The 20,927-nt window shown below is 41.0% G+C and carries 18 protein-coding genes and 1 tRNA gene; 1 reads left to right on the top strand and 18 read right to left on the bottom strand.

Annotated elements, in window-relative coordinates; translation table 11 throughout:
* Positions 1-21 precede the first annotated feature (21 nt).
* Positions 22-108 (top strand) — tRNA-Ser (locus G610_RS0104595).
* Positions 109-155: 47 nt separating this feature from the next.
* Here the strand turns inward: G610_RS0104595 and glmS are convergent.
* From glmS to rfbG, 18 genes are all read right to left on the bottom strand, one after another.
* Entirely contained in the window at positions 156-2,024 is a 1,869-nt protein-coding gene (glmS, locus tag G610_RS0104590) for a glutamine--fructose-6-phosphate transaminase (isomerizing) (protein WP_026523847.1), read from the bottom strand.
* 103 nt (positions 2,025-2,127) lie between these two features.
* On the bottom strand, positions 2,128-4,050 hold the full coding sequence (locus tag G610_RS21980) for an LTA synthase family protein (protein WP_081667219.1): 1,923 nt from the start codon (positions 4,048-4,050) through the stop codon (positions 2,128-2,130).
* Positions 4,051-4,053: 3 nt separating this feature from the next.
* Positions 4,054-4,449, bottom strand: a complete 396-nt coding sequence (locus tag G610_RS0104580) for an IPT/TIG domain-containing protein (RefSeq protein WP_026523846.1) — start codon at positions 4,447-4,449, stop codon at positions 4,054-4,056.
* Positions 4,446-5,612 (bottom strand): hypothetical protein, encoded by a 1,167-nt coding sequence (locus G610_RS0104575; RefSeq protein WP_026523845.1) that lies wholly within the window; start codon positions 5,610-5,612, stop codon positions 4,446-4,448. The genes G610_RS0104580 and G610_RS0104575 overlap by 4 nt, the downstream gene beginning before the upstream one ends.
* Positions 5,575-5,988, bottom strand: coding sequence for a helix-turn-helix domain-containing protein (locus G610_RS0104570; protein WP_026523844.1), 414 nt, complete (start codon positions 5,986-5,988; stop codon positions 5,575-5,577). Before G610_RS0104570 ends, G610_RS0104575 begins: the two co-directional genes overlap by 38 nt.
* A 166-nt stretch (positions 5,989-6,154) precedes the next feature.
* The gene (locus tag G610_RS0104565) at positions 6,155-7,471 is read right to left on the bottom strand and encodes a sugar phosphate nucleotidyltransferase (protein ID WP_026523843.1); all 1,317 of its coding nucleotides are present in this window, start codon (positions 7,469-7,471) and stop codon (positions 6,155-6,157) included.
* 1 nt (position 7,472) lies between these two features.
* Complete coding sequence (gmd, locus tag G610_RS19695) at positions 7,473-8,564, bottom strand: GDP-mannose 4,6-dehydratase (protein WP_051197623.1); 1,092 nt, start codon at positions 8,562-8,564, stop codon at positions 7,473-7,475.
* A 55-nt stretch (positions 8,565-8,619) separates the two neighbouring features.
* Positions 8,620-9,435, bottom strand: a complete 816-nt coding sequence (locus tag G610_RS0104555; protein ID WP_026523842.1) for a glycosyltransferase family A protein — start codon at positions 9,433-9,435, stop codon at positions 8,620-8,622.
* Between the two features lie 23 nt (positions 9,436-9,458).
* Positions 9,459-11,228, bottom strand: a complete 1,770-nt coding sequence (locus G610_RS0104550; RefSeq protein ID WP_026523841.1) for an AAA family ATPase — start codon at positions 11,226-11,228, stop codon at positions 9,459-9,461.
* 161 nt (positions 11,229-11,389) lie between these two features.
* Positions 11,390-12,022 (bottom strand): flavin reductase family protein, encoded by a 633-nt coding sequence (locus G610_RS0104545; RefSeq protein ID WP_026523840.1) that lies wholly within the window; start codon positions 12,020-12,022, stop codon positions 11,390-11,392.
* Between the two features lie 251 nt (positions 12,023-12,273).
* Positions 12,274-13,191: a hypothetical protein gene (locus tag G610_RS0104535; RefSeq protein ID WP_026523839.1), complete on the bottom strand. Its 918-nt coding sequence runs from the start codon at positions 13,189-13,191 to the stop codon at positions 12,274-12,276.
* Between the two features lie 2 nt (positions 13,192-13,193).
* A complete protein-coding gene (locus G610_RS0104530) occupies positions 13,194-13,970 on the bottom strand; it encodes an ImmA/IrrE family metallo-endopeptidase (protein ID WP_196809805.1) in 777 nt (258 codons plus the stop codon).
* A gap of 37 nt (positions 13,971-14,007) precedes the next feature.
* Positions 14,008-14,382 (bottom strand): helix-turn-helix domain-containing protein, encoded by a 375-nt coding sequence (locus tag G610_RS19690; protein ID WP_035796910.1) that lies wholly within the window; start codon positions 14,380-14,382, stop codon positions 14,008-14,010.
* 168 nt (positions 14,383-14,550) lie between these two features.
* Positions 14,551-16,185, bottom strand: a complete 1,635-nt coding sequence (locus G610_RS0104520) for a DUF6020 family protein (protein ID WP_026523837.1) — start codon at positions 16,183-16,185, stop codon at positions 14,551-14,553.
* Between the two features lie 14 nt (positions 16,186-16,199).
* Complete coding sequence (locus G610_RS0104515) at positions 16,200-17,756, bottom strand: glucosyltransferase domain-containing protein (RefSeq protein WP_026523836.1); 1,557 nt, start codon at positions 17,754-17,756, stop codon at positions 16,200-16,202.
* Between the two features lie 32 nt (positions 17,757-17,788).
* On the bottom strand, positions 17,789-18,757 hold the full coding sequence (locus G610_RS21975; RefSeq protein WP_051197621.1) for a glycosyltransferase: 969 nt from the start codon (positions 18,755-18,757) through the stop codon (positions 17,789-17,791).
* Between the two features lie 3 nt (positions 18,758-18,760).
* Positions 18,761-19,768 carry a glycosyltransferase family 2 protein gene (locus tag G610_RS0104505; RefSeq protein WP_026523835.1) on the bottom strand — a complete coding sequence of 336 codons (1,008 nt, stop codon included), beginning with the start codon at positions 19,766-19,768 and terminating at the stop codon, positions 18,761-18,763.
* Between the two features lie 73 nt (positions 19,769-19,841).
* Positions 19,842-20,909, bottom strand: a complete 1,068-nt coding sequence (gene rfbG, locus G610_RS0104500; protein ID WP_026523834.1) for a CDP-glucose 4,6-dehydratase — start codon at positions 20,907-20,909, stop codon at positions 19,842-19,844.
* Positions 20,910-20,927 lie beyond the last annotated feature (18 nt).

Raw genomic sequence — 20,927 nt, 5'->3', positions numbered from 1 at the left:
AAAAGCGCGTAAAACGTGCATGGAGTCGTATCAAAGTGGTCGTAATGAGGCGCACTCGAAATGCGTTTGTCCTTTTTGGGCACGAGGGTTCGAATCCCTCCGACTCCGCTTTAAAAAAGTGCCGACAGATTTGATTCTGCCGGCACTTTGTTTTTTTATTCTACTGTAACGCTCTTTGCCAGGTTTCTTGGCTTATCAACATCAAGACCTCTTGCAACTGATACGTAGTATCCAAGAAGCTGAAGCGGGATAACCGCAAGGGAACCAATGAAGTGCTTGTCCATCTTGGGCACGTAGGTTACGAAATCTGCTGTATCCTCGATCTCATATTTGCCATAAGCTGTAAGTCCCATGAGGTATGCGCCTCTACTCTTACACTCAACCATGTTTGAAATGGTCTTCTCGTAGAGATCGTCCTGTCCAAGGATTCCAACAACAAGGGTGCCATCCTCAATAAGAGAGATGGTGCCGTGCTTGAGCTCACCTGCTGCGTAAGCCTCTGAGTGGATGTAGGATACCTCCTTCATCTTAAGACTGCCCTCTAAGCCGATGGCATAATCGATACCTCTTCCGATGAAGAATACGTCCTTGGCATTGGCAATCTTAGCTGCAAACCACTGGAGTCTCTCCTTATCATCAAGTACCTTCTGAATGCACTCAGGGATTCTGGTGATCTCTGAGATATAGTTGGTGTAATCTTTTTTAGCGATCTTCTCACGAACAATTGCAAAACGAAGAGCAAGAAGATATGTAGCAACAAGCTGGCAGCTGTATGCCTTGGTCGTTGCAACGGAAATCTCAGGTCCTGCAAGTGTATAGAGAACGTGATCTGCTTCTCTGGCAATGGAAGAACCAACTACGTTAACGATAGCAAGAGTCTTTACGCCATTGTCCTTAGCTTCACGAAGGGCAGCGAGAGTATCTGCGGTCTCTCCTGACTGTGAAATGCAGATTACAAGGGCATCCTTATCAAGGATAGGCTTTCTGTATCTAAATTCTGATGCAAGCTCAACCCTTACAGGGATTCTTGCAAGATCCTCGATTACATACTGAGCTGCCATTCCAACATGCCATGCAGAACCACAGGCAACGATTGTGATGGATGAAATATTCTTAATCTCTTCGTCAGTGATGCCAACCTCTGAAAGATTAACTTCACCCTTCTTTAAAAGTGAATTGATGGTATCCTGAATAGCCTTGGGCTGCTCGTGGATCTCCTTCATCATGAAGTGCTCGTAGCCGCCGCGCTCTGCTGCTTCAGCAGTGTACTTAATCTCAACAAGCTCTTTCTCTATCTGATCGCCATTGAGGTCAAAGAACTCAGCTTTGCCGGGAATAAGGCGGGCCATCTCATTATTGCCAATGTAGTAAACGTTCTTAGTATGATTAAGAATAGCGGGAACATCTGATGCAACGAAGGTCTCACCATTATTTATACCGATGATCATGGGGCTGTCTTTTCTTGCAACATAGATCTCGTCCGGATAATCCGAGAACATAACTTCAAGAGCATAGGATCCGCGTACACGTACCATGGTCTTGGCAAGTGCATCGATGGGGCCCATCTTATACTTCTTGTAGTAGTAGTCAATAAGCTTAATTGCAACCTCAGTATCTGTATCAGAATAAAACTCATAACCATTCTTTATGAGCTTTTCCTTGAGTTCCTGATAGTTCTCGATAATTCCGTTATGTACACCAACAACTGTAGATTCGACAGTACCTGAAGCGGAGCCTGTGCAATTGCCTGAAACATGAGGATGAGCGTTGGTCTGTGAAGGACCTCCATGGGTAGCCCATCTGGTATGTCCGATACCGCAGCATCCAATCACTGACTGACCGTCGTCTGTCTTCTCTTCAAGGTTCTTAAGGCGGCCTACAGCTTTAACAACTTCAGCCTTCTCCTTACCATTTCTGACAGCGATTCCTGCTGAGTCATAGCCTCTGTACTCAAGCTTGGAAAGTCCCTCAAGAAGAATGGGAGCTGCCTGATGCTTACCAATAAATCCAACTATTCCGCACATATTATATATTCCTTTCGCGAAAATGCATTTAATAAAGTTCGATTCTATCTAAATCTTAGATGTTATATATAACACATTATATCAGAGAAGGTCAAACATTCGCTTATTTTCCTGTAAGCTCATGATATTCCACGCGAAAATACTCATCTATCTTATCGTTTTGTTCATCATAGGAATGCCAGGTGCCCGCAGCATCTTTGTAGCCAAATACTCCGATAATGGGAAACTGCTTTTGAAGGTCAAGGAGATATCCTGTGTAATCCGTCTTTATTCCAAGAAGCTCATACATATTGGCAGCAAGATAATTAAGGCTCATGTCTTTTTCTACCTGACCATGACCCAGGTCATAGTTTGCCCAGATCATGTAAGGAGTCATATATATGCGGCTGCTTGCCTCAACGCTCCCGTCATTTTCATGAATAGCCTCCATAGAACCATCCATAAGTCCGGGCTCGTGATCGCCAAACATCACAATGATCACCTTTTCATCAGAACCTCTGAAGTAATCAAGCAGATTTTTGAATGCAGATGATGACTCTCTTACAAGGGTAAGGTAACTTATAAAGCTTGAAAACTGCTTATAGTCTTCACCGACAGATACATAGTCATCTATTGTCAGAGTCTCAGGTGCGCCGTACCCTCCGTGATTCTGCATTGTAACGTTGAAAAGGAAGGATGGCTTTTTGCTGTTTTCATAAAGCTCTATAAGTTTATTATAGTCTGCTTCATCTGATACACCCCAGTTAATTACGGGTGCCTTTTTATCCATGTCATCCTTGGAGTAGTAACTGCCAAATTCGAAATTCCTGTAGACATTTATTCTGTTATAGTTCGATGCAGTGTAGGGATGAAAAGCAATTGTTTCGCCACAGATTTTATTCAGGTCATGACCGATATTATATGCATTTTCCAGGTTATACTGCTGATAGGGGTAAACTCCTACATTCAGCCCTGCCATGGAAAGCCCTGTCAGAAATTCAAACTCGCTGTTGGCTGTTCCGCCGCCACATACAGGGACATATACAAATCCTCTCATAGCATAATCTGAAATACCATACCAGTCAGACATATAATCATCTGATTCAAAATCGCCAAGAACACTAAGATCAGAAAAGGCTTCATTCATGATAGCTATGACTGTAGGCATATCCTGCACGCTGTCAGTGTTATCCCCGTAGGCTGCAAGGAGCTGCGTGACTTCATCCGTATCATAACCCTCAGGTGTCTTTATCCTGGAATCCTGGAAGGTCATAATAAAACCTGCCGTAGCACCATACTCTGCGTAGGACTCCTCCGGTCTGAAGGGATATATCTCATAGCCCAGCTTATCAAAAATCGGGACATAGTAAAAAAGCATGAATTCGCAAGCGATAACTGCTATTCCGCAAACTGCCATAACCGCATGCTTCTTTATCCCTTTTATCTTGGGGAATGAGAAAAATCTGGTAAGAACTATTATCCATAGCAGCAATGCCAGAGGCCTTACCATTCCATCCGTAATTGCAAAGTGATACTGATCTGCAACCTTGGCTGCTGTTCCTACTACGAGAATATCAGAAGCCTTAAAGCAGTCTCCTCTAAAGTCCCCAACGTAGTGGTTCACAGTACCCATATAAAATCCAAGGAAAACAGTCATGATAAAGGCTGCATTGAAATTACCGAAAAGAATCAGAAATCCCAGCTCCAACAGCGCATAAATACATATATTTATGATGATGGCAGGAAAGAGCATATTTCTTACAGCATTGTCCCAACAGGATTCTGTCGCAAGAAACGCCAGTACAGGTATTATCAGGGCAATTGGAATCGCCCATTTTAAGCCAAGCTCTCTCTTTTTCCCATGCAAAATATAGTAGGCTGAAAAAAATACCAAAACTTCCCAGGACAGCACATAAAAATAAAAGCTGCCACGTACTGCGCCAAGCTCGCCCACAAGATAGTTTATTCTTAAAAAGTGATAGCCTATCACAAAAATCATCAAGGATATCGCAATCGTAATTACTTGTTTAACCTTCGAAATCTGCATCTATCATTCCTCGCCATTTCCAACTACAAACGGCAATTTATTTGAAAATCTGTCTATATCGCTGTTCACCTTAACCTGGACCTTGATGTAATAAGTGCCCGGAGTTTTCCTGATTTTCTGCGTGATCTTCACGACTACATGTTTATCATCCTTCTCAACGATCCTGTTCTTGGGATTCCACTCGTCATTGACATAAACAGCGATGGCTTCCTTAAGCCCTTCCCCTGTTATCGTAACAGTATTGTCATCTCCAAGCCCGTTCCTGTCCGCTATGGAAGGCGGATCGATGGATGTGATCCTGGGCGTACTTTTCAAATACGTAGGAATGGTGTATGCAAGGAAATAGGCCAGGAGTAAAAATCCTGCAACCAGAAGGCATATCCTTTTTCGTCTACTCAAACGCTTTTCCTCCACTTCTCGAGCATATCAATTTTCTTAGCATATATACTAGCCAGTCTATCAATGTCTCTATCGTTCATCTGTGAATCCTTCGAATACATCTCCTTGATGAATGTGGCTGATGGCAATTTGCCTGTATCCAGTGCCCATGGATTATTAACAAGCTTAAGCATCTTTTGCTCATTAGCGGCAAAGCCATTGGTCTTTAGTCCAATTAATTCCTTATTATCCTGAGGGATGCGCATCCCAGCATACATCGCTCCGCCGCAGTCATAAACAGGTGCTACCCTCTCGATTCTAAGCGTATCAGCATTGCGCAAAAATGCAATATTATTCAGGTGTCTGTCATAACCCGACATGACAAAATCCAATAAAATCTGATAATCCAGATCTTCTCTTACTTCGCCTATGTTCATGCCATAATCTTCGCACACATTCAGCAAATGCTGGAAATTGGAAATATCATTACTCTTCTTACGAGAGCTTATCAGAGCATACGCAGATACTAACTCTTTATTCTGTGATGTCATAAGCCTACTGGAACATCCATAGTCATACTCTTTCCCATTGATGTGAACCAGGCTATATTTTACATGGTTTGTATGATCCTGCTCTTCATTGATCGCAGTTGCAACCACTTCATTAATACTCTCCGTAGACAGATTTGAATGATTACCTTTAATAAGATATCTCTCGCCATCTATTATAGTCCAGGTCTTCTCCAACTGTCCCTGCAAAGAACTGTTTGGAGAATACTGCGCTTCCCTGTTCTCTTCATCCTCATCTTCATCCGGCCAGATGAGCACATTCTCAGTGAACTTATTGTCAAAAAGATTTACATCTTTCCATTTTAGGTCAACATCCATTGGCCTTATCCAATAATAATCTGTAAGACTAAGCCCCAGATTATTCATAAGATACTCTTCCGGAAGCATAATCCCCTTTGCAGACAAAAACTTAGCTATTCTTCCCTGCTTTATCGGAACAGCCCTATCTTTCCACCAGAGCTTCAACCATTCCTGCCTGTTATTTCTGTCTTCGAGCGGCAATAATTCAATGGCATCATCCTTTATTGAGAATTTGATCATTTGACCATTTTCATTTAATTTGCATACAGCAATGCCCTCATCCTTGCGCATCAGAATAAAATCTTTGCTTGACATTTTCCCACTCCGCTTCTTCTCTAAGTTCCTCAATTTTCCACTTTGCTACATCTCTTACAAAATAACTATTTGTCTTATTAACCTTACATAATCTGACAAGTTTATCAGCATAGGCCTGACAACGCAGATAATAACTCTTATTCCTGACGATAATCTCTCCGCCATCAATTTCCAAATCCACATGACATCCATTTAGAGATTCATACAATTCATCCAGCGAAACGCCAAGATAGTCCGCTATCTTCTTGGCATAAGAAAATCTCATCTGTCCGGGATCAGTCTTGCCATTAACTATATCATTTAAGGTACTGTACGGAATCTGAGTAACAACGCTCATTTCCTTACAGTTGACCTTCTTCCCACAAAAATCTTTCATTGCATATACCTCAAAATCAGCTTTGAACCAATACCGCTATAACGTTATTTTATTATATAACGCTTTAGCGGTATAATCAACTCTATATACGCAAAACGCCGTTTTATACCCGACCAGGTATAAAACGGCATCTACTATCTGTTATTAATAATCTATCAAAAGTTCATCAAAGTTCAAACTTGTGCTTATCCTCTACTGATATCTCAGAGCCGAGCTGGACCTCGATGATCTGGAGGACTTCGTCACCAGTGTTGATGACAGTGTGCTTTGAACCTGCTGCCATGGCAACTACATCTCCGGCTGAGACATTGCGCTCGATACCATCAACGATGGTCTTACCTGAGCCGCGAACGATGTTCCACACTTCGTCTCTTCTGTCGTGGCTGTGATAGTTCATGGAATGACCAGGGTTAAGAGTAACCTTGATGGTCATTGAATCCTTCTCTACATCTATAACCTGATAGCTGCCCCATGACTTCTCAGCGAACATGATGGGCTGCTCGATCTGCTCAACGAAAGGCTTGATATAGGAACTCTGCTCTTTATCTGATACAAGGATACCTTCCGGAGATGAAGCAATCACGGCATTCTTGATGCCCATAACGATTACAGGAACGTTCATATCGTTAATAACATGGACATTCTCGCAGTTCTCGTTAAGAAGCGCATCGCCAATAACATTCTCCTGCATAGCTTCTGTAAGAGTATTCCAGGTTCCAAGATCCTTCCACATGCCACCGAAGCGGATAACATTGATGCTGGACTCTTTTTCAACTACTGCATAGTCAAATGAGATCTTATCAAGAGTCTCGTACTTTGCAAAAAGATCATCATAATCTGTGAAGTCTATAAGCTCATGAGCCTTATTAAGAAGGTATGAGAGCTTGTAAGCAAAGATACCGCCATTCCAAAGAGCACCTTTTTCGATATAATCCCTGGCTGTCTCTACGTCGGGTTTTTCCTTAAATGCTGTTACCATGGATACTTCATTTTTATCTTCAGGAATGATATAGCCATACTTCTCAGAAGGGTATGTGGGATTGATTCCCATAAGTGTAAGGTTTGCACTGCCGCTGGCAGCCAGGTCTGACAGCTTCTTAAGAGCCTCAAAGTAAGCTCTGTCCACATAAGGATCAACAGGGCAAACCACTACAGGCTCATCCATAGCTACACCCTGCTTGTCGTGAAGATATGCGCTTGCAAGAGCGATTGCAGGGAAAGTGTCCCTTCTGCAGGGCTCAATTGAAATGCCTACATCAGGACCAAGCTGGTTATTTATAGCAGAAACCTGAGTCTTACTGGTCGCAATAGTAACGTTAGAATCAGCATCAACCTCCCTGATCTGTCTGTAAACACGCTGAACCATGGACTCATAGGTGCCATTCTCATCTTTAAAAATCTTGATAAACTGCTTTGACCTTACATCATTGGAAAGGGGCCAAAGACGCTGTCCGGAACCACCGGATAAAAGAATTATGTTCATATTATTTCACAACGCCCTTCTCAAGGTACTCAGCAAGATTCATCTTAATATGCTCGCCTGCACGCTCAACCGCCACTTTCTCCATATCATGCTTAACCATGATCTCAACAAGCTCTTCAAAGCTTGTCTTGGTGGGATTCCAGCCAAGCTCTTTCTTTGCCTTAGTGGGATCACCCCAAAGGTTAACAACATCTGTAGGTCTGTAGAAATCAGGGCTAACCTCTACAAGCACTTTACCTGTAGCCTTGTCGATACCCTTTTCATCAATATCCTTGCCCTGCCACTCAAGCTCAATGCCTGCATGATGGAATGCAAGTGTAGCAAATTCGCGAACAGAATGCTGAACGCCTGTAGCAATAACGAAATCCTCAGGCTTTTCATTCTGAAGAATGAGCCACATGCACTCTACGTAATCCTTGGCATATCCCCAGTCACGGAGTGAATCAAGGTTACCAAGATAGAGCTTATCCTGCTTGCCCTGAGCAATGCGGGCAGCAGCCAGAGTGATCTTTCTTGTAACAAAGGTCTCACCTCTGCGCTCTGACTCGTGGTTAAACAAAATACCTGAGCAGCAGAACATATTGTAAGCTTCTCTGTACTCCTTCACAATCCAGAAGCCGTACTGCTTGGCAACAGCGTAAGGACTGTAGGGATGGAAAGGTGTGTTCTCATTCTGAGGAACTTCCTCAACCTTACCATAAAGCTCTGAAGTAGATGCCTGATAAATGCGGCATGTATCAGCAAGTCCGCAAAGGCGAACAGCTTCAAGAACTCTAAGTACACCTGTTGCATCAACGTCTGCCGTGAACTCAGGTGAATCAAAAGAAACCTGAACGTGACTCTGTGCAGCAAGGTTATATATCTCATCAGGTCTTACGTTACTTACAACCTGCATGATACTCATGGAATCACCAAGATCTCCATAGTGAAGATGGAAACCGGGAACACCTTCAAGGTGTGCAATTCTCTCTCTATAATCAACGGACGAACGACGGATTACTCCGTGAACTTCATATCCCTTATCAAGTAAAAACTCTGCAAGGTATGAACCATCCTGACCAGTTACTCCTGTTATAAGTGCTTTTTTAGCCATTTTTCTTCCTTTCCGTCACAACCATCAAATATTATAAGTTTGACACAACATTATATCATAAATTATTGGATTCTTCGCTATTCTTGTAAAAATGTTCAATGATTCTGGCTATAGGTTTTGGCCAGAACTTACAGAACATCTCAAAATCTTCCTGAGTCCTGGTATTGCCATTTATTAGGGCAGTGGTCTCAGAATCATCATGAATCCTATGAACCATCAGTATGTCATTTACAAAAACAAACTCGCCCTTTAGCTTTGAAAACCTCTCCCATGCCTGCCAGTCTATGCCGCCCTTGTATCCAGGAATAAAAAGCTGATTGGTAAGGTTCTCAGGAACATAGGTAACCGATGGACAACATATCGCAGAGCCGAAGGAAAGCATCCTTCGCCTCATGAACCTGGAAGCCCACATGAACCTTGGTCTTAATGGAAACAGCATAATCCTTTTGATATTAAGATTCTTTATATCAGAAACCTCTACTCCATTCCTAAGCTCCGCATAATCGGTATATGCAATTAGTGGCCTCTTTGTGCCATTAAAATGTTCCACTACCTTTTTGGCAAAATCCCTTTTATACAAATCATCCTGATGAGCTATGGTGACAAGTCTCGTCTCCGCGCAGCTAATAGCAAAATTCCAGTCTGTTGCGATATCACTGTTAAACTTCCGCTCATCATTCACAAAATAGGGTATGTCATATTTCTTAGCAAGTCCCTCCAAAAACTCAGAGGGCGTCGATGTGCACAAAATTACATTTGTCTGAAGCGACTGGGACGTCACGGACTGTATGCATTCCTCTATATATTCACTTTCTCCATACGCGCAGATCGTAAAAGTGTGATCTTTTGCAGTAAATACTTGTCTACTCATAAACCTTAACAATTTCCTCAAAATTACAGATTAGAAAGATACCCGGTAACATTCACATAGTTAATCCCATCCACCTCAGTATCTTCCCCGCGGTAAATGACCGTCTTATTAGTTATTGTACCAAAGTCATGTTCTGTCAACAGACATTTTTCATTATCCACAAGATTCTTATATTGATCCACAAAAACATTCTCCGTATGCTTTATCTCAAATATCTCGCAGGTAAGTGCCTTTTCATCAGCAATAACCATATCAAACTCACCAACAGCAAAGATGAGCTTAAATACTCTCTTTCCTCTGGGAAGCCTCTTCTGAGTTTCAAGAAGGACGATATCTTCGAGCATTCTGCCCTTTACTTCTTCAAGGATTATGTTGCAAAGTCTGTCTTTTTCCAAGATTGAGAACTTCTTGAATGCTTCATCCTTCATAATAGAGTAAACCAGAGCCTGTGCCTGGCAATATCTCATGCCCGGCTGAGTGAAGATGATATGTTCAACCGCACTACAGCCTATACCTTCCGAAGGACAGTCGACTATAAGATCAAGAAGCCTTAAATATTCCTTAATTTCTGCCACATGATCCTCAGTGATCTTTACCGTCAAATCATCTTTATTCTTTATATCCAGAATCTCCATAAACCTGGAAATCACACCACTCGTATCAGCCTGATCAAGTATACTAAGTCTGTTCTCTGCAGCAGCACGCTTTCTATCAATCTGAGCTGCCGAGCCAAGATCATGTGACTTAAAATCCCTTGTAATAACAGATGCCAGAAATCTATGATTCATGTCCTCAATTATTCGATTCACGGCATTCGTCAGTTCATTCGCTTCATATAAATCCACAAGATGCCTGAAATGCTCACCATTCTTATAACACGCTAGACTGTGCTGAATATTACGGGCAATTGCAGTATCTATGTATCTCCTGGTGGTCTCATCATCTCGGAAAGAAATACCCTCATCATTTAGCAAAGGATCATCAAAATCCGTCTCGCCCACGCGAAAGGTCCCGCCATACCTGATGTACTCATCTATATCATTTATTCCAAGGAGTGAGGAATACTCTCTGAATGGGATAAACGTCGTATGAATTGTGACAGTTCTATCGTAGAGCTCTTCATCTTTTGAGAAAACAAAGCCCAGAGAATCCGTTCCAGCCAATACAATCTTCATACCACCCATGGCATATACATCTGACAAAAGTGATGCAGAATCGATAAAATCACTCATCAGAGTAATCTCATCAATAAAAACATATTTATATCCCCGCCCGGAAAGGGTCATCAAATCCCTGTTAAGCATAGACATATTGTCGGATGGCATAATCTTGATATACGCAGCTTTACTTAAATCAAGATCAGATATAGCCTGGAAGATCATAATGGTCTTACCGGTTCTGCGAAGCCCGTATACAAGGCAAACCTTCCCTGATATGTCAGAATCAAGAAAAGCGGACAGACTACTAAAGCACTCTCTCCTCTTGTACACCTTCACGCTATCTACATAATCCTGTAACCTGTTACCACTGATAACATTAGTAAGATACCCTACGCCAAATGAAGGGGAACTCTCTGAAAGCCCATTCCCTGAAAGCTGTCCCTTCAGCTCAGCTTCAATCCTGTTCCTCCGCTCGATCTGAGACATAATCGCCAGCTCTTCTGCAGCCTTAATATACTTACCACCAAGGTACATCCTCTTGGCACCACGAATATTCTTATATGATATGTTTCCTTTAGGAAGGCTCTCAAGCTCTCTGATAAGCTCTTCTCTTGATCTATCACTAAAATACATACATAATGTCCTCGTATAATACGGTTCCTATTCACAGTGATCATAGCAAAAAAGCAACCAAAAAGCAACTGTGACGGTTGCTTTTTGGTTGCTTATCGGTTGCTTTTTTGTAAAACAGCTCAATAAATTGTTTATCCTCTATTCCAAATTCCGCATAATCCTCATCTTATCAGCTTCTCGAAATCAGCCTTGGGATGTTTGCAGATAGGGCAAATGAAGTCATCGGGAAGTTCTTCTCCAACCCACTCATAGCCGCAGATCCGGCAGCGCCAAACCGTCTCACCCTTAGGAGTGGTGCCAACAGCTTCCGGTTTTGGCTTAATGTCGCTCTGATAATATTCATAAGTGCAGGATGCAGTATCAGAAAGAACTGTCATAAATGTGGGCTCACAGATGAATAAAGTGTGAGAGCCAAGATCAACCTCCTGCTCAACCTTGAGAGAGAAGTATGCGTTGGTTCCGTTTGTAATATAGGGCACACCATTCTCAGCCATAGCATAATTGGAAGCATCATAGTCTGCGCCAAACTTATCTACATCACGACCTGACTGGAATCCAAAATGCTTGAACAAATCAAAGCTTGCATCTTTACTGATAGCAGATACATTACAAACACCGGTATCTTTTATCATATCGTGGGTAAAGTTTGCTTTGTTCACAGCAATAGAAATACGATTGGGTTCTGATGCCACCTGAATAGCCGTGTTGATGATGCAGCCATTCTTCTTATCACCACGCACTGTAGTACAAACAAATAATCCGTAAGATAACTTATACATTGCCTTAGTGTTCATTTCAGCCATTTTGGAGTCCTCCTTTTGATGTTATAAAAATAATGCAACTTCTTTTATAGTGTTACATTTATATTATCCGTAAATCTTTTTAAGGCTCTTACCAAATGCCTTTTCCGTCATATTCATTCTCCTGGCAGCTTCCTTAATGTCAAGCAGCCCATCATTAACCAATGAGCATAAAGTTTCAAGACTTCCTTCTGCTCTTCCTTCCCCTTTTCACACTAACTACAGAAGCATAACTATTACCACTTCTATGAATACACTCTAAATCCCTTACTATCGCATATTTTCTTAGACAACTCCTCAGCCGTAAATTTTTTTTCAACCGGATTCATTTCATACATCGCTGAACACAAAACCTTTATCTGTCCACCGCGTGTTGTTTTACTAAGTATATCAAGAATATCTTCTCTCTTAACATCTATCTCATTTTTCTTTATCCAGATGTGCCAGCACAATGCAGGAGAAGATATTACTGCCATCTCCCTTGAAGAGTTTCGCAATCGATTCCTCATTTTACCAAATAACCTGATTGCCCCCTTATCATCAGAAATAGCAAAAATTCTGTAATCACTTGCAGGAATATTGCTAAGAAGCATCATGCATGTCACGATCATGATCTCTCCCAGATTATCACTCTCCGTTTTCCCATTTCTGGCAAAATCAAAAAAAGTTTTGGCTAAAAGTGTATTACTTCCCGGATTCTGGTACAGCTGCTTCTTTAAACTCTCTTCCCGGATTATATTCTCTTTTAATAATGAGCCGCTTGGAACACATATCTTTACGGCTTCAGATAAAAATCCATTTACTTTCTCTGTGTCAGTAAAGCAAAGACGAAGAACATCATAAAATTCTTCCTCAAACATCACAGCAATCTTAATCCCATTATCTTTGAGATACGATAAGTATGCCAGTTCTTTCTCTTCCAGCTTCCCTGTACGTGAAGACAACTCCATTAGAACCGTGATCGTCAAAAACACCGTACCATCTAAAGATTTCAGGAATTCCACAATCGGACTAAGATTACCAACATTCATATGGAACCTAAAGGAACATGCATCATAAAATATAATTGTTTTTGCCCCAATAATCTGATCAACATTGTCGGTCACAGCATACTGCTTTATTTCTGACAAATTATCCGGAGGATTATGATATATTTTTGCCATGGTTACTTCACACTTCCTTGTTCCATAAATTCACCGGATATTTTATCCATATTCTTCAAAATGCGCTCTACATTTCCCTTGGATAATATCTCATCCTCTATTGCTTTTTTTGCAAAATCATTTACCAATTCCTTTAATCGTTCATAATCATTTCTTGAAGTACTGCGGATGATATCCTTATCCAACCAGTTCCTGTCAAAAGTTGCTTCTACCGTCTCACTTGTATTATTCAGTAGTTTCTTTAAGGATTCCCCCGAAGCATCCATCAAATCCAGTTCATAGCACCTAATCAATACTGCCATGTAGGGAGCCTTAAAATAATTCATCAGCTTACAGATAGTATCCAAGTCAGAGTTATTATCCGAATCTGCGCGAAACTGCTTATACCTCTCTCTAAAACTTTCTTCCGGCATAAGCATCATTCCGGAAAATAAATTTGCCACTTTTTCATGCGTATCTTCAACATATTCCTGTCCGATATAGAGCTCTATCGTCTGTTTGACTATATTAGTGCCATACAATATATGGTAAAACTCATGACACATGGCAAAATTAACGTTACCTCTAGAAAGTGAAGAATTCACAAAAATGTATCCCCAGAAATCACTCCTGTAAAGCATTGCTCCTATTTCCTTATCCTTAAGTGGCATCTCAAGAATAATGAACCTTCGCTTGCCTGCCTCTTGCCTTACTATCTGAGGGATATTAAGAATTGTGCCATCACTATCTATTCCAACACTAGAATAAAAGTCACGAATACTATCCGTGACTTTATTCATATTAGCCTTATTAAACTCTACAATACTCCTAAAACGCTCAAATTTCATAGGAATTCACACCCGCCGTCTCATACCATAGTTTACTCGACAATACCTCATCAATATTCTCTATAAACTCGACTAATTTCATGGCACATTTTACCTGATCTGGCCCCGGTTCTCCTGCATAAAAAGCATAATTTAAAACAGGTGATGAATAAGTCTCCTCCATGCTTCTTTCCTCCGCAAAGAAAGAAACATCTTTACCAAGAGCTTCTGCCAAAAGCTCCATTTCATCCATAGTCACCTTCTGTTTCTCATTAAGTAGTTTTGATATCTTATCCTCTGACATTCCGGTTCGAGCACTCAAAAACTTTTGGCGTATTCTTTGGTCAGAAAGATAAGCATTTATGTTTTTGATGTATTTGCTCATAAATCCTTCGTCTCCTTATATTTTCAAAACACCCCTCTCTTGTATTGTACACAACTACTTGACAAAATTAAATACACATTTGCTAAATTTCATAGAAAATTAAGCAAATGTGCGAAAATAATTATTATATAAAATACATGAAGTACAAATAATATTAGTATTTGCATTTTATTTATATCTTATCTGCGTCCCTTTTCTGCCGGGTGTAACAAGACACATAACAAGAAATGCCATAAGGTAAAAATTCACCAAATAGTATCTGACAAGAACCATTGGACCAAACAAAACCGTAGCAACAAGCAGCACAGGATATATAAGACTTCCAAGCTTATCGAATTCCTTTTTGTAAATCAAATATGCTACCACAAAAAGCAGAAGCCAGTTCATGGCGCCAACTGAGAACAGCCATGATAATACCGGTATCTTCTGGAACGAAACGTATCTTGATATATAAAACAATCTATCATACAGCCAGGGCAGCTTTGAATCAAATGTTCCCGGGCTCTCAACGTCACATGAAAAGTACGAAGTCTCTGTCTCAGAATACATGTGCCCCCAGCCCCAGGCATCACCAAGCTGCTGATACCCATCAATAACACTGTCCGGGTACCAGGCATATAGCGTGTTCATCAAAAATGCATCGATATAAGTAATAGGAGCCTTTTTTCCAATGGACAGCCATAAATTCTGATATTCAGCCTTGTTCTTCAAATATTTGGACGTCTTGAATTTATACTTGGCATTATCAGCAGAAACAGGGCAGTAATTATTCAAGCTATGCTCATTAAAAACCTTATTCATCAGCTCCTTCTGCTCGGCAGTAAAAACTTCATTGTCATAGTTATACGCTCTGGCAAGCTGCTGAATAGGAATGCAGTACATATCAAGTCCCTTGTCCGCTTTCACATGGCACAGTGGATATACAAAACTTACTATGAACACATTGATACACAAAACTGCCACAAACAGCAGCGTTGCGAAGATCCTTTTTGATCTGCAAAAGAAAACCGCAAAAGGGATTGCCAAAGCATAGGCATAAATTCCATTCCTTCTACACAAGAGCATCAGACTTGCAACAAGTAAAAAGCATAACGCCACACTACCGAATCCAAGGTTAGTCTCAGGCGAATCCAAAATCTTGCATACAAGAATTACCACAACTTCTGCAAATGCACTGAATAAGACATCCTTTGTGGTGCACGCCCCAAACATGGAAATAACAGGAAACAATGCATAATATAGCAACAAAATAGCGCACAGAACCTTCCTGCCACTTAACCTACTTCTCACAAAAGAAAGCAAATAGGCATGACAGCATGACACTACAAGCATCTGCAAAACAACATATACTGCAATGCCGAGGTTATAGTCGCCTGACATTTTGTAAAAGCAATCAATAAAGAACCCTATTATGAAATACAAAAGAGGAGAATGCTTTGCCGTAATCTCACCTGCCAAATACATATCATAGATCCCGCTTTGGTCGTAACAGAAAAATCCCGGATATGCAGCAAGCCATATAGGAATCCAGCAAAGGAAAATGATCGCCCAGTCCCTCAAAAACACCTTCCAGTTAAAAGCAGCTTCAACAGCCAGCAAAGCCCTGTCCCTATACCAATCAAGCAATGCAATAATAACATAGGAGGCCACAACTCCTACACCAATAGATAAAAGCAGAGAAAAAATCTCTGCCTTAAATCCATGAAGCGTACCTGCAGAAGTCATATGCTTACCCACGCTGTACATAGCTCCATATATAATTCCCAATATCAAAGATATGATAATTCTTCCTGCTTTATTCAAATGCAAATCCCCAATTATTCAGAAAGCTTAACCACTATTATGTCATCGCCAACATATACACAACCATCCGAAGGATACATATCCAAGGTAGTTCCTATCTCTACCGCTCTTGCCTTCATGGCTTCATCTTCTACATTAATAAATTCCGTTCCAAAAGCAGCATTTAAGTATAACGCCGACCTTCTTGATCCTGACGTCTTATCGCTTTCATCATACCTATATGCAAAACTGGATTCACCGATCTGGGCACTCTTTTCGCATGCAGCATTCAGCGGCGCTTCCCATCTACCAATGAAAAATGTAGGCATTGGATTCTCACAGCCACCTCTATATTTGATGAGACTAACGAGGTCCGATCCTACTTCGTACTGCTGACTATTACAAACATCATTTGTATATATTAGTTTCTGTAGCTTACCAACCTGCATAAACAAAGAGATACAAACAACTACCACAAGCACGCTAAAGGAGCACTTCCCTATCAATTGCTCTCTTTTTTCGTAGGCAAGATTTACAGCGTATGTTCCAATGAACGCCGTCGTAAAAGCGACCATAAATCTGGCTCTCGTAGCAGGAATATTCCCCGTAACTATATTAAGTGAGATCATGGCAAGAAGGTTCCCTACAAGAATCAGAAAATAATCAACTAAAGCCGCGCCTTTAAACTTACATTCTCCCCTAACAATATCCACAATTCTGATAAACATAATAACTACCAAGCCTGCAAGCAGAATATAGCCACTGTAGGTACGCTGCCCCAAAAGAGCTCTCTGAAGATCCCTAAAGATTCTTCTTACCACCTTTGAAAATGGCTGAGTTTCCCATCCAAATGATAAATAATCAGAGCTTCCCCAATTAAACACCTTGAGGATCACTTCATAGATAATAAAGCTCACAATAAAATGTATTGCGAAGATCAGAACAGCTTTCCAAAATGCCTTATGTACTTCTTTGTGATCTTCTGTCTTCTCCGCCAAAACATCAAGATAAAGCATAAGACAAGCTGCAGCACATGCAAGATGCATTCCTGCAAAGGATTGATACGTTCCAAAAGCCCAAACAGCGAACAATACAGAAATCACAACTTTAACAACTACAGTTTTACTTTTGCATCTACTCTCTAAAACATCAAAAAGCAGTGCAAAAGAGATTGACTGCAAAAACAGAGCAATGGTCATGGAGGCCTGCTGATGAGAAAAATAGAATTGATTCATCCATATAGGATAAGAAACAAAGATTGCCGAAAAAAGCGGATATAGCGGGCCATTCCAACCTCCAGAAAATTTTTCAAGCACATAGCACCAAATAACGGTGGCTGCGCTAAAAAACATCAAAAAGAGAAGACCATTTAAATAAACATTATATCCACCAATATTGATCAAACGAGAAGAATAATAAAATCCAAATCTGCCAAGCCCATTAAGAAGCCACTCTTTACCATAATCGCCACCAATGAATTGTTCAGCATCTATACCTATATTAGTAGACATAGCATGGCTGTAATACAGTAAAACCGTAATGGCAACTGACAATATCACAGAATATCTTTTTTCAGAAATAAACCTCTTCATTGAGCCTCCACATTTATGCTAAAACCATGCGATTAGCCTTTACGATTCATCAAAAACATAAGTCTAAGGGCAACTTCTCCTCCAACTGAAGGACGAAGCCGCATAGGATAAAACAATCTTGCAAAATATCTATATAGATTCCGTTTGCCACCCGAAAGCAAATACCAGTCCCTCATGACACGTTTACTCATACCCTGCTTCCCAACCAGACCAAAGCCGTCATCATTCATAAGATTCTTCTCAAGCTTAAGGAAGGTTCGAATTCGCTTACACTTATACCCAAACTCAGGGCCGAATATCTCACGACGAAGCCAGTTAGAAATCAGAGTCATGACGCCATTTCCATACTCGGTTACAGTCGACTCATGACGGCGATACTTTGTAAGAACACTATCATCATACAAAATATCTCCATGAAAATGCGAAAGCCAAATACACAATTCGTCATGGTACATAGACTTGCCAATCAGATTCAGTGACAAAAGCATATCTCTCATGGTATTATCTATAACCATACAAAAACCTGATGCATAGGTATAATACAAAACACTGTAATCATTCAGAATATCTGTACTTCCAAGGACATGGTGACTTATTAGATCAAGATTGCCATTACAGTTATCGTAATCATGGATGTATAACAAAGGACGTGCAGTAGCATTCTCTTTCTGTAAACTCTCCACTGCTCTGGAAAGTTTATCCTCGTGCCACACATCATCCTGATCACTAAAAGCATAAAAATCCGCCTTAGGGCATCTAGCAAGAACATCCCAGAAACAATCGGGATAACCAAGATGATTTGGTGATTCAACCAAAACAACCTTGCCCGGATTCCCCTTTTCATAGTCCCTTACAATACCCACAGTAGCATCAGTTGAACCATCATCCCTTACATATATGCAAAAATCCCGATAGCTTTGGCTCAAAATTGAATCAAGCTGCTGCCTTATATACTTTTCTCCATTGTATGTGCACATAAGCACATTTACAAAAGCACTCAAAATCTATCCTCTTCCTATGCGAAACATCCTTAGGAAAACTCCGTCAAGATGCATCCGCCTAAGCTTCATATAAATATATATGGCTCTTGCCACACTACTTCTTTCTCCTTCAGGTCCCTTAAAAGTAATCAGCCTGTTTCTCTCTATCCCCGGCATCTTCTCATTAAGCCAACTGAACACTTCATCTCTATAACTAATAAGAGCCTTTGCATCTGTACCCTTCGCCGCATATAGGATGTGGAAGATACCGGTCTTAAGCATGAAAAATTCGAACTGCTCATCCCTCATCCACTTATCAGCTCCGTCCATTCCCGCAAGGGCATCAAAAAGTGTTAAAATGTGAGACTCTTCACTGACAGCCCTGTGAACTGTATTGGAAACAGATCCATCATTTATCACCCACTGATATCCCACATAATCAGTGTATGACACCTTCTGAGTATGGGAGTAGCTTAGTACATTGAAATATATATCCTCCCCAAGAGGCACAGGTAAAAACCTGATATTCTCTCTCTCTACAAAATCACGCCTGTAAATCTTGCCCCATGGAGTTATATTCATAAAGCGGCACCACGCATTATTTATAAGCTCTACATGTTCCCTGACTTCACCAGAAACAGTGACATGCTCATAACCTGAGATTACTATATCGCTGACTTCTCGTTCTGCAACTCCAAGTAATTTCTCGATATAGTCATCCTTAATCCTGTCGTCCTGATCCATGAAAAGAAGATAATCCCCGGTTGCTTCATCAATCCCGCGATTACGGGCACCGCCCTGCCCAGTATTCTGCTGGCTGATAAGCTTAAATACCATTCCATTAGTTCCCTTTTTAGAAACACACGACCTAATGTGCTCTTCTATTATTTTGGCAGAATCATCAGCAGATCCATCATCAACCAAAATCACTTCCAGATTCTGATAGGTCTGAGATAGCAACTGTCGAAAAATCTCATCTATATAGTTTTGTCCATTGTAAATAGGTATTATTACTGATACTTTTGCTGTCACACTTATCCCTGCATCTCAATATTACATTAGTCTCAAAAAATATTATAGCGCTGTGATTATCACAGCGCTACTTTTATCCAATAAAGCTCTCTATCTGTCCCTTAGTAAACTCCATCATATCCTTACCAGCATTCCAGGCCTTGTACCAAGCAACCGTTTCACGGATAGCATCCTCAACATGCCAAACAGGTTCCCATCCGAAAGTCTCACGAGCCTTAGCACAATCTAGCTTAAGGAAGCTTGCTTCATGAGGTGCGTTTTCTTCAGCCATGTTCTTCCAGCTTGCAGGCTCTCCCCAATACTTTACAAAGAAATCAGCGAGATCACCTGTATTTATGCAATCTTCATCGCGAGGTCCGATGTTGTAGTAATCTGCATACTTCTTATCATAAGCCTGCTCCATAGCTATCATAAGATAAGCTGCCAGAGGCTCAAGCACATGCTGATAAGGACGAGTAGAATAGGGATTACGAACGATAATGCTCTCACCCTTTATTGTCGCACGAACGCAATCAGGAACAATACGGTCATTTGCAAAATCTCCTCCACCAATAACATTACCTGCACGAGCTGTAGAAATAGCAGGTGAACCAGCCTCTGAGAAAAATGACTTTTTGTAGGAATGTGTCACAAGCTCAGAGCAGCTCTTGGAATTGGAATATGGATCATATCCATCAAGCTTCTCATCCTCTTTAAAGCCGTGGTTCTCAAGGTCGTTGTTCTCATACACCTTATCCGTAGTCACGTTGAGAAAGCTCACTGCCCCAGGGTGCTTACGAAGGCACTCTAAAATATTCACAGTACCCATTACGTTAGTCTCGTATGTATAACGCGGATCCTTGTAGGAATCGCGAACAATTGGCTGCGCAGCAAGATGAAGCACAACATCAGGATCAGCCTCAACATAAGCCTTCTCCAAAGCCTCAAAATCCCTGATATCCCCAATAGTGCTGTGAATCTCATCAGATAAGCCAAGTATTCCAAAAAGATCAGGATCAGTATTCGGTGCCAGAGAATAGCCGTATACTTCTGCTCCCATCATCTTCAGCATAACTGAGAGCCAGCTGCCCTTAAACCCAGTATGTCCTGTAAGGAAAACCCTCTTTCCACCATAAAAATCCTTCATCCTGCCAAAATCCATCACCATTCTCCTCTCGTA

The organism is Butyrivibrio sp. MB2005 (assembly GCF_000424285.1).
Lineage (GTDB): Bacteria > Bacillota > Clostridia > Lachnospirales > Lachnospiraceae > Butyrivibrio.
The sequence above is the reverse complement of the archived record's forward strand: the minus strand, read 5'-3'. Positions and strand labels throughout refer to the sequence as shown.

What these genes read in the sequence shown, in the direction of transcription:
- glmS (WP_026523847.1), bottom strand. Translation starts at nt 2,024, where the DNA reads ATGTGCGGAATAGTTGGATTTATTGGTAAGCATCAGGCAGCTCCCATT.
- G610_RS21980 (WP_081667219.1), bottom strand. Translation starts at nt 4,050, where the DNA reads ATGCAGATTTCGAAGGTTAAACAAGTAATTACGATTGCGATATCCTTG.
- G610_RS0104575 (WP_026523845.1), bottom strand. Translation starts at nt 5,612, where the DNA reads ATGTCAAGCAAAGATTTTATTCTGATGCGCAAGGATGAGGGCATTGCT.
- G610_RS0104570 (WP_026523844.1), bottom strand. Translation starts at nt 5,988, where the DNA reads ATGAAAGATTTTTGTGGGAAGAAGGTCAACTGTAAGGAAATGAGCGTT.
- G610_RS0104565 (WP_026523843.1), bottom strand. Translation starts at nt 7,471, where the DNA reads ATGAACATAATTCTTTTATCCGGTGGTTCCGGACAGCGTCTTTGGCCC.
- gmd (WP_051197623.1), bottom strand. Translation starts at nt 8,564, where the DNA reads ATGGCTAAAAAAGCACTTATAACAGGAGTAACTGGTCAGGATGGTTCA.
- G610_RS0104555 (WP_026523842.1), bottom strand. Translation starts at nt 9,435, where the DNA reads ATGAGTAGACAAGTATTTACTGCAAAAGATCACACTTTTACGATCTGC.
- G610_RS0104550 (WP_026523841.1), bottom strand. Translation starts at nt 11,228, where the DNA reads ATGTATTTTAGTGATAGATCAAGAGAAGAGCTTATCAGAGAGCTTGAG.
- G610_RS0104545 (WP_026523840.1), bottom strand. Translation starts at nt 12,022, where the DNA reads ATGAACACTAAGGCAATGTATAAGTTATCTTACGGATTATTTGTTTGT.
- G610_RS0104535 (WP_026523839.1), bottom strand. Translation starts at nt 13,191, where the DNA reads ATGGCAAAAATATATCATAATCCTCCGGATAATTTGTCAGAAATAAAG.
- G610_RS0104530 (WP_196809805.1), bottom strand. Translation starts at nt 13,970, where the DNA reads ATGAATAAAGTCACGGATAGTATTCGTGACTTTTATTCTAGTGTTGGA.
- G610_RS19690 (WP_035796910.1), bottom strand. Translation starts at nt 14,382, where the DNA reads ATGAGCAAATACATCAAAAACATAAATGCTTATCTTTCTGACCAAAGA.
- G610_RS0104515 (WP_026523836.1), bottom strand. Translation starts at nt 17,756, where the DNA reads ATGAAGAGGTTTATTTCTGAAAAAAGATATTCTGTGATATTGTCAGTT.
- rfbG (WP_026523834.1), bottom strand. Translation starts at nt 20,909, where the DNA reads ATGGATTTTGGCAGGATGAAGGATTTTTATGGTGGAAAGAGGGTTTTC.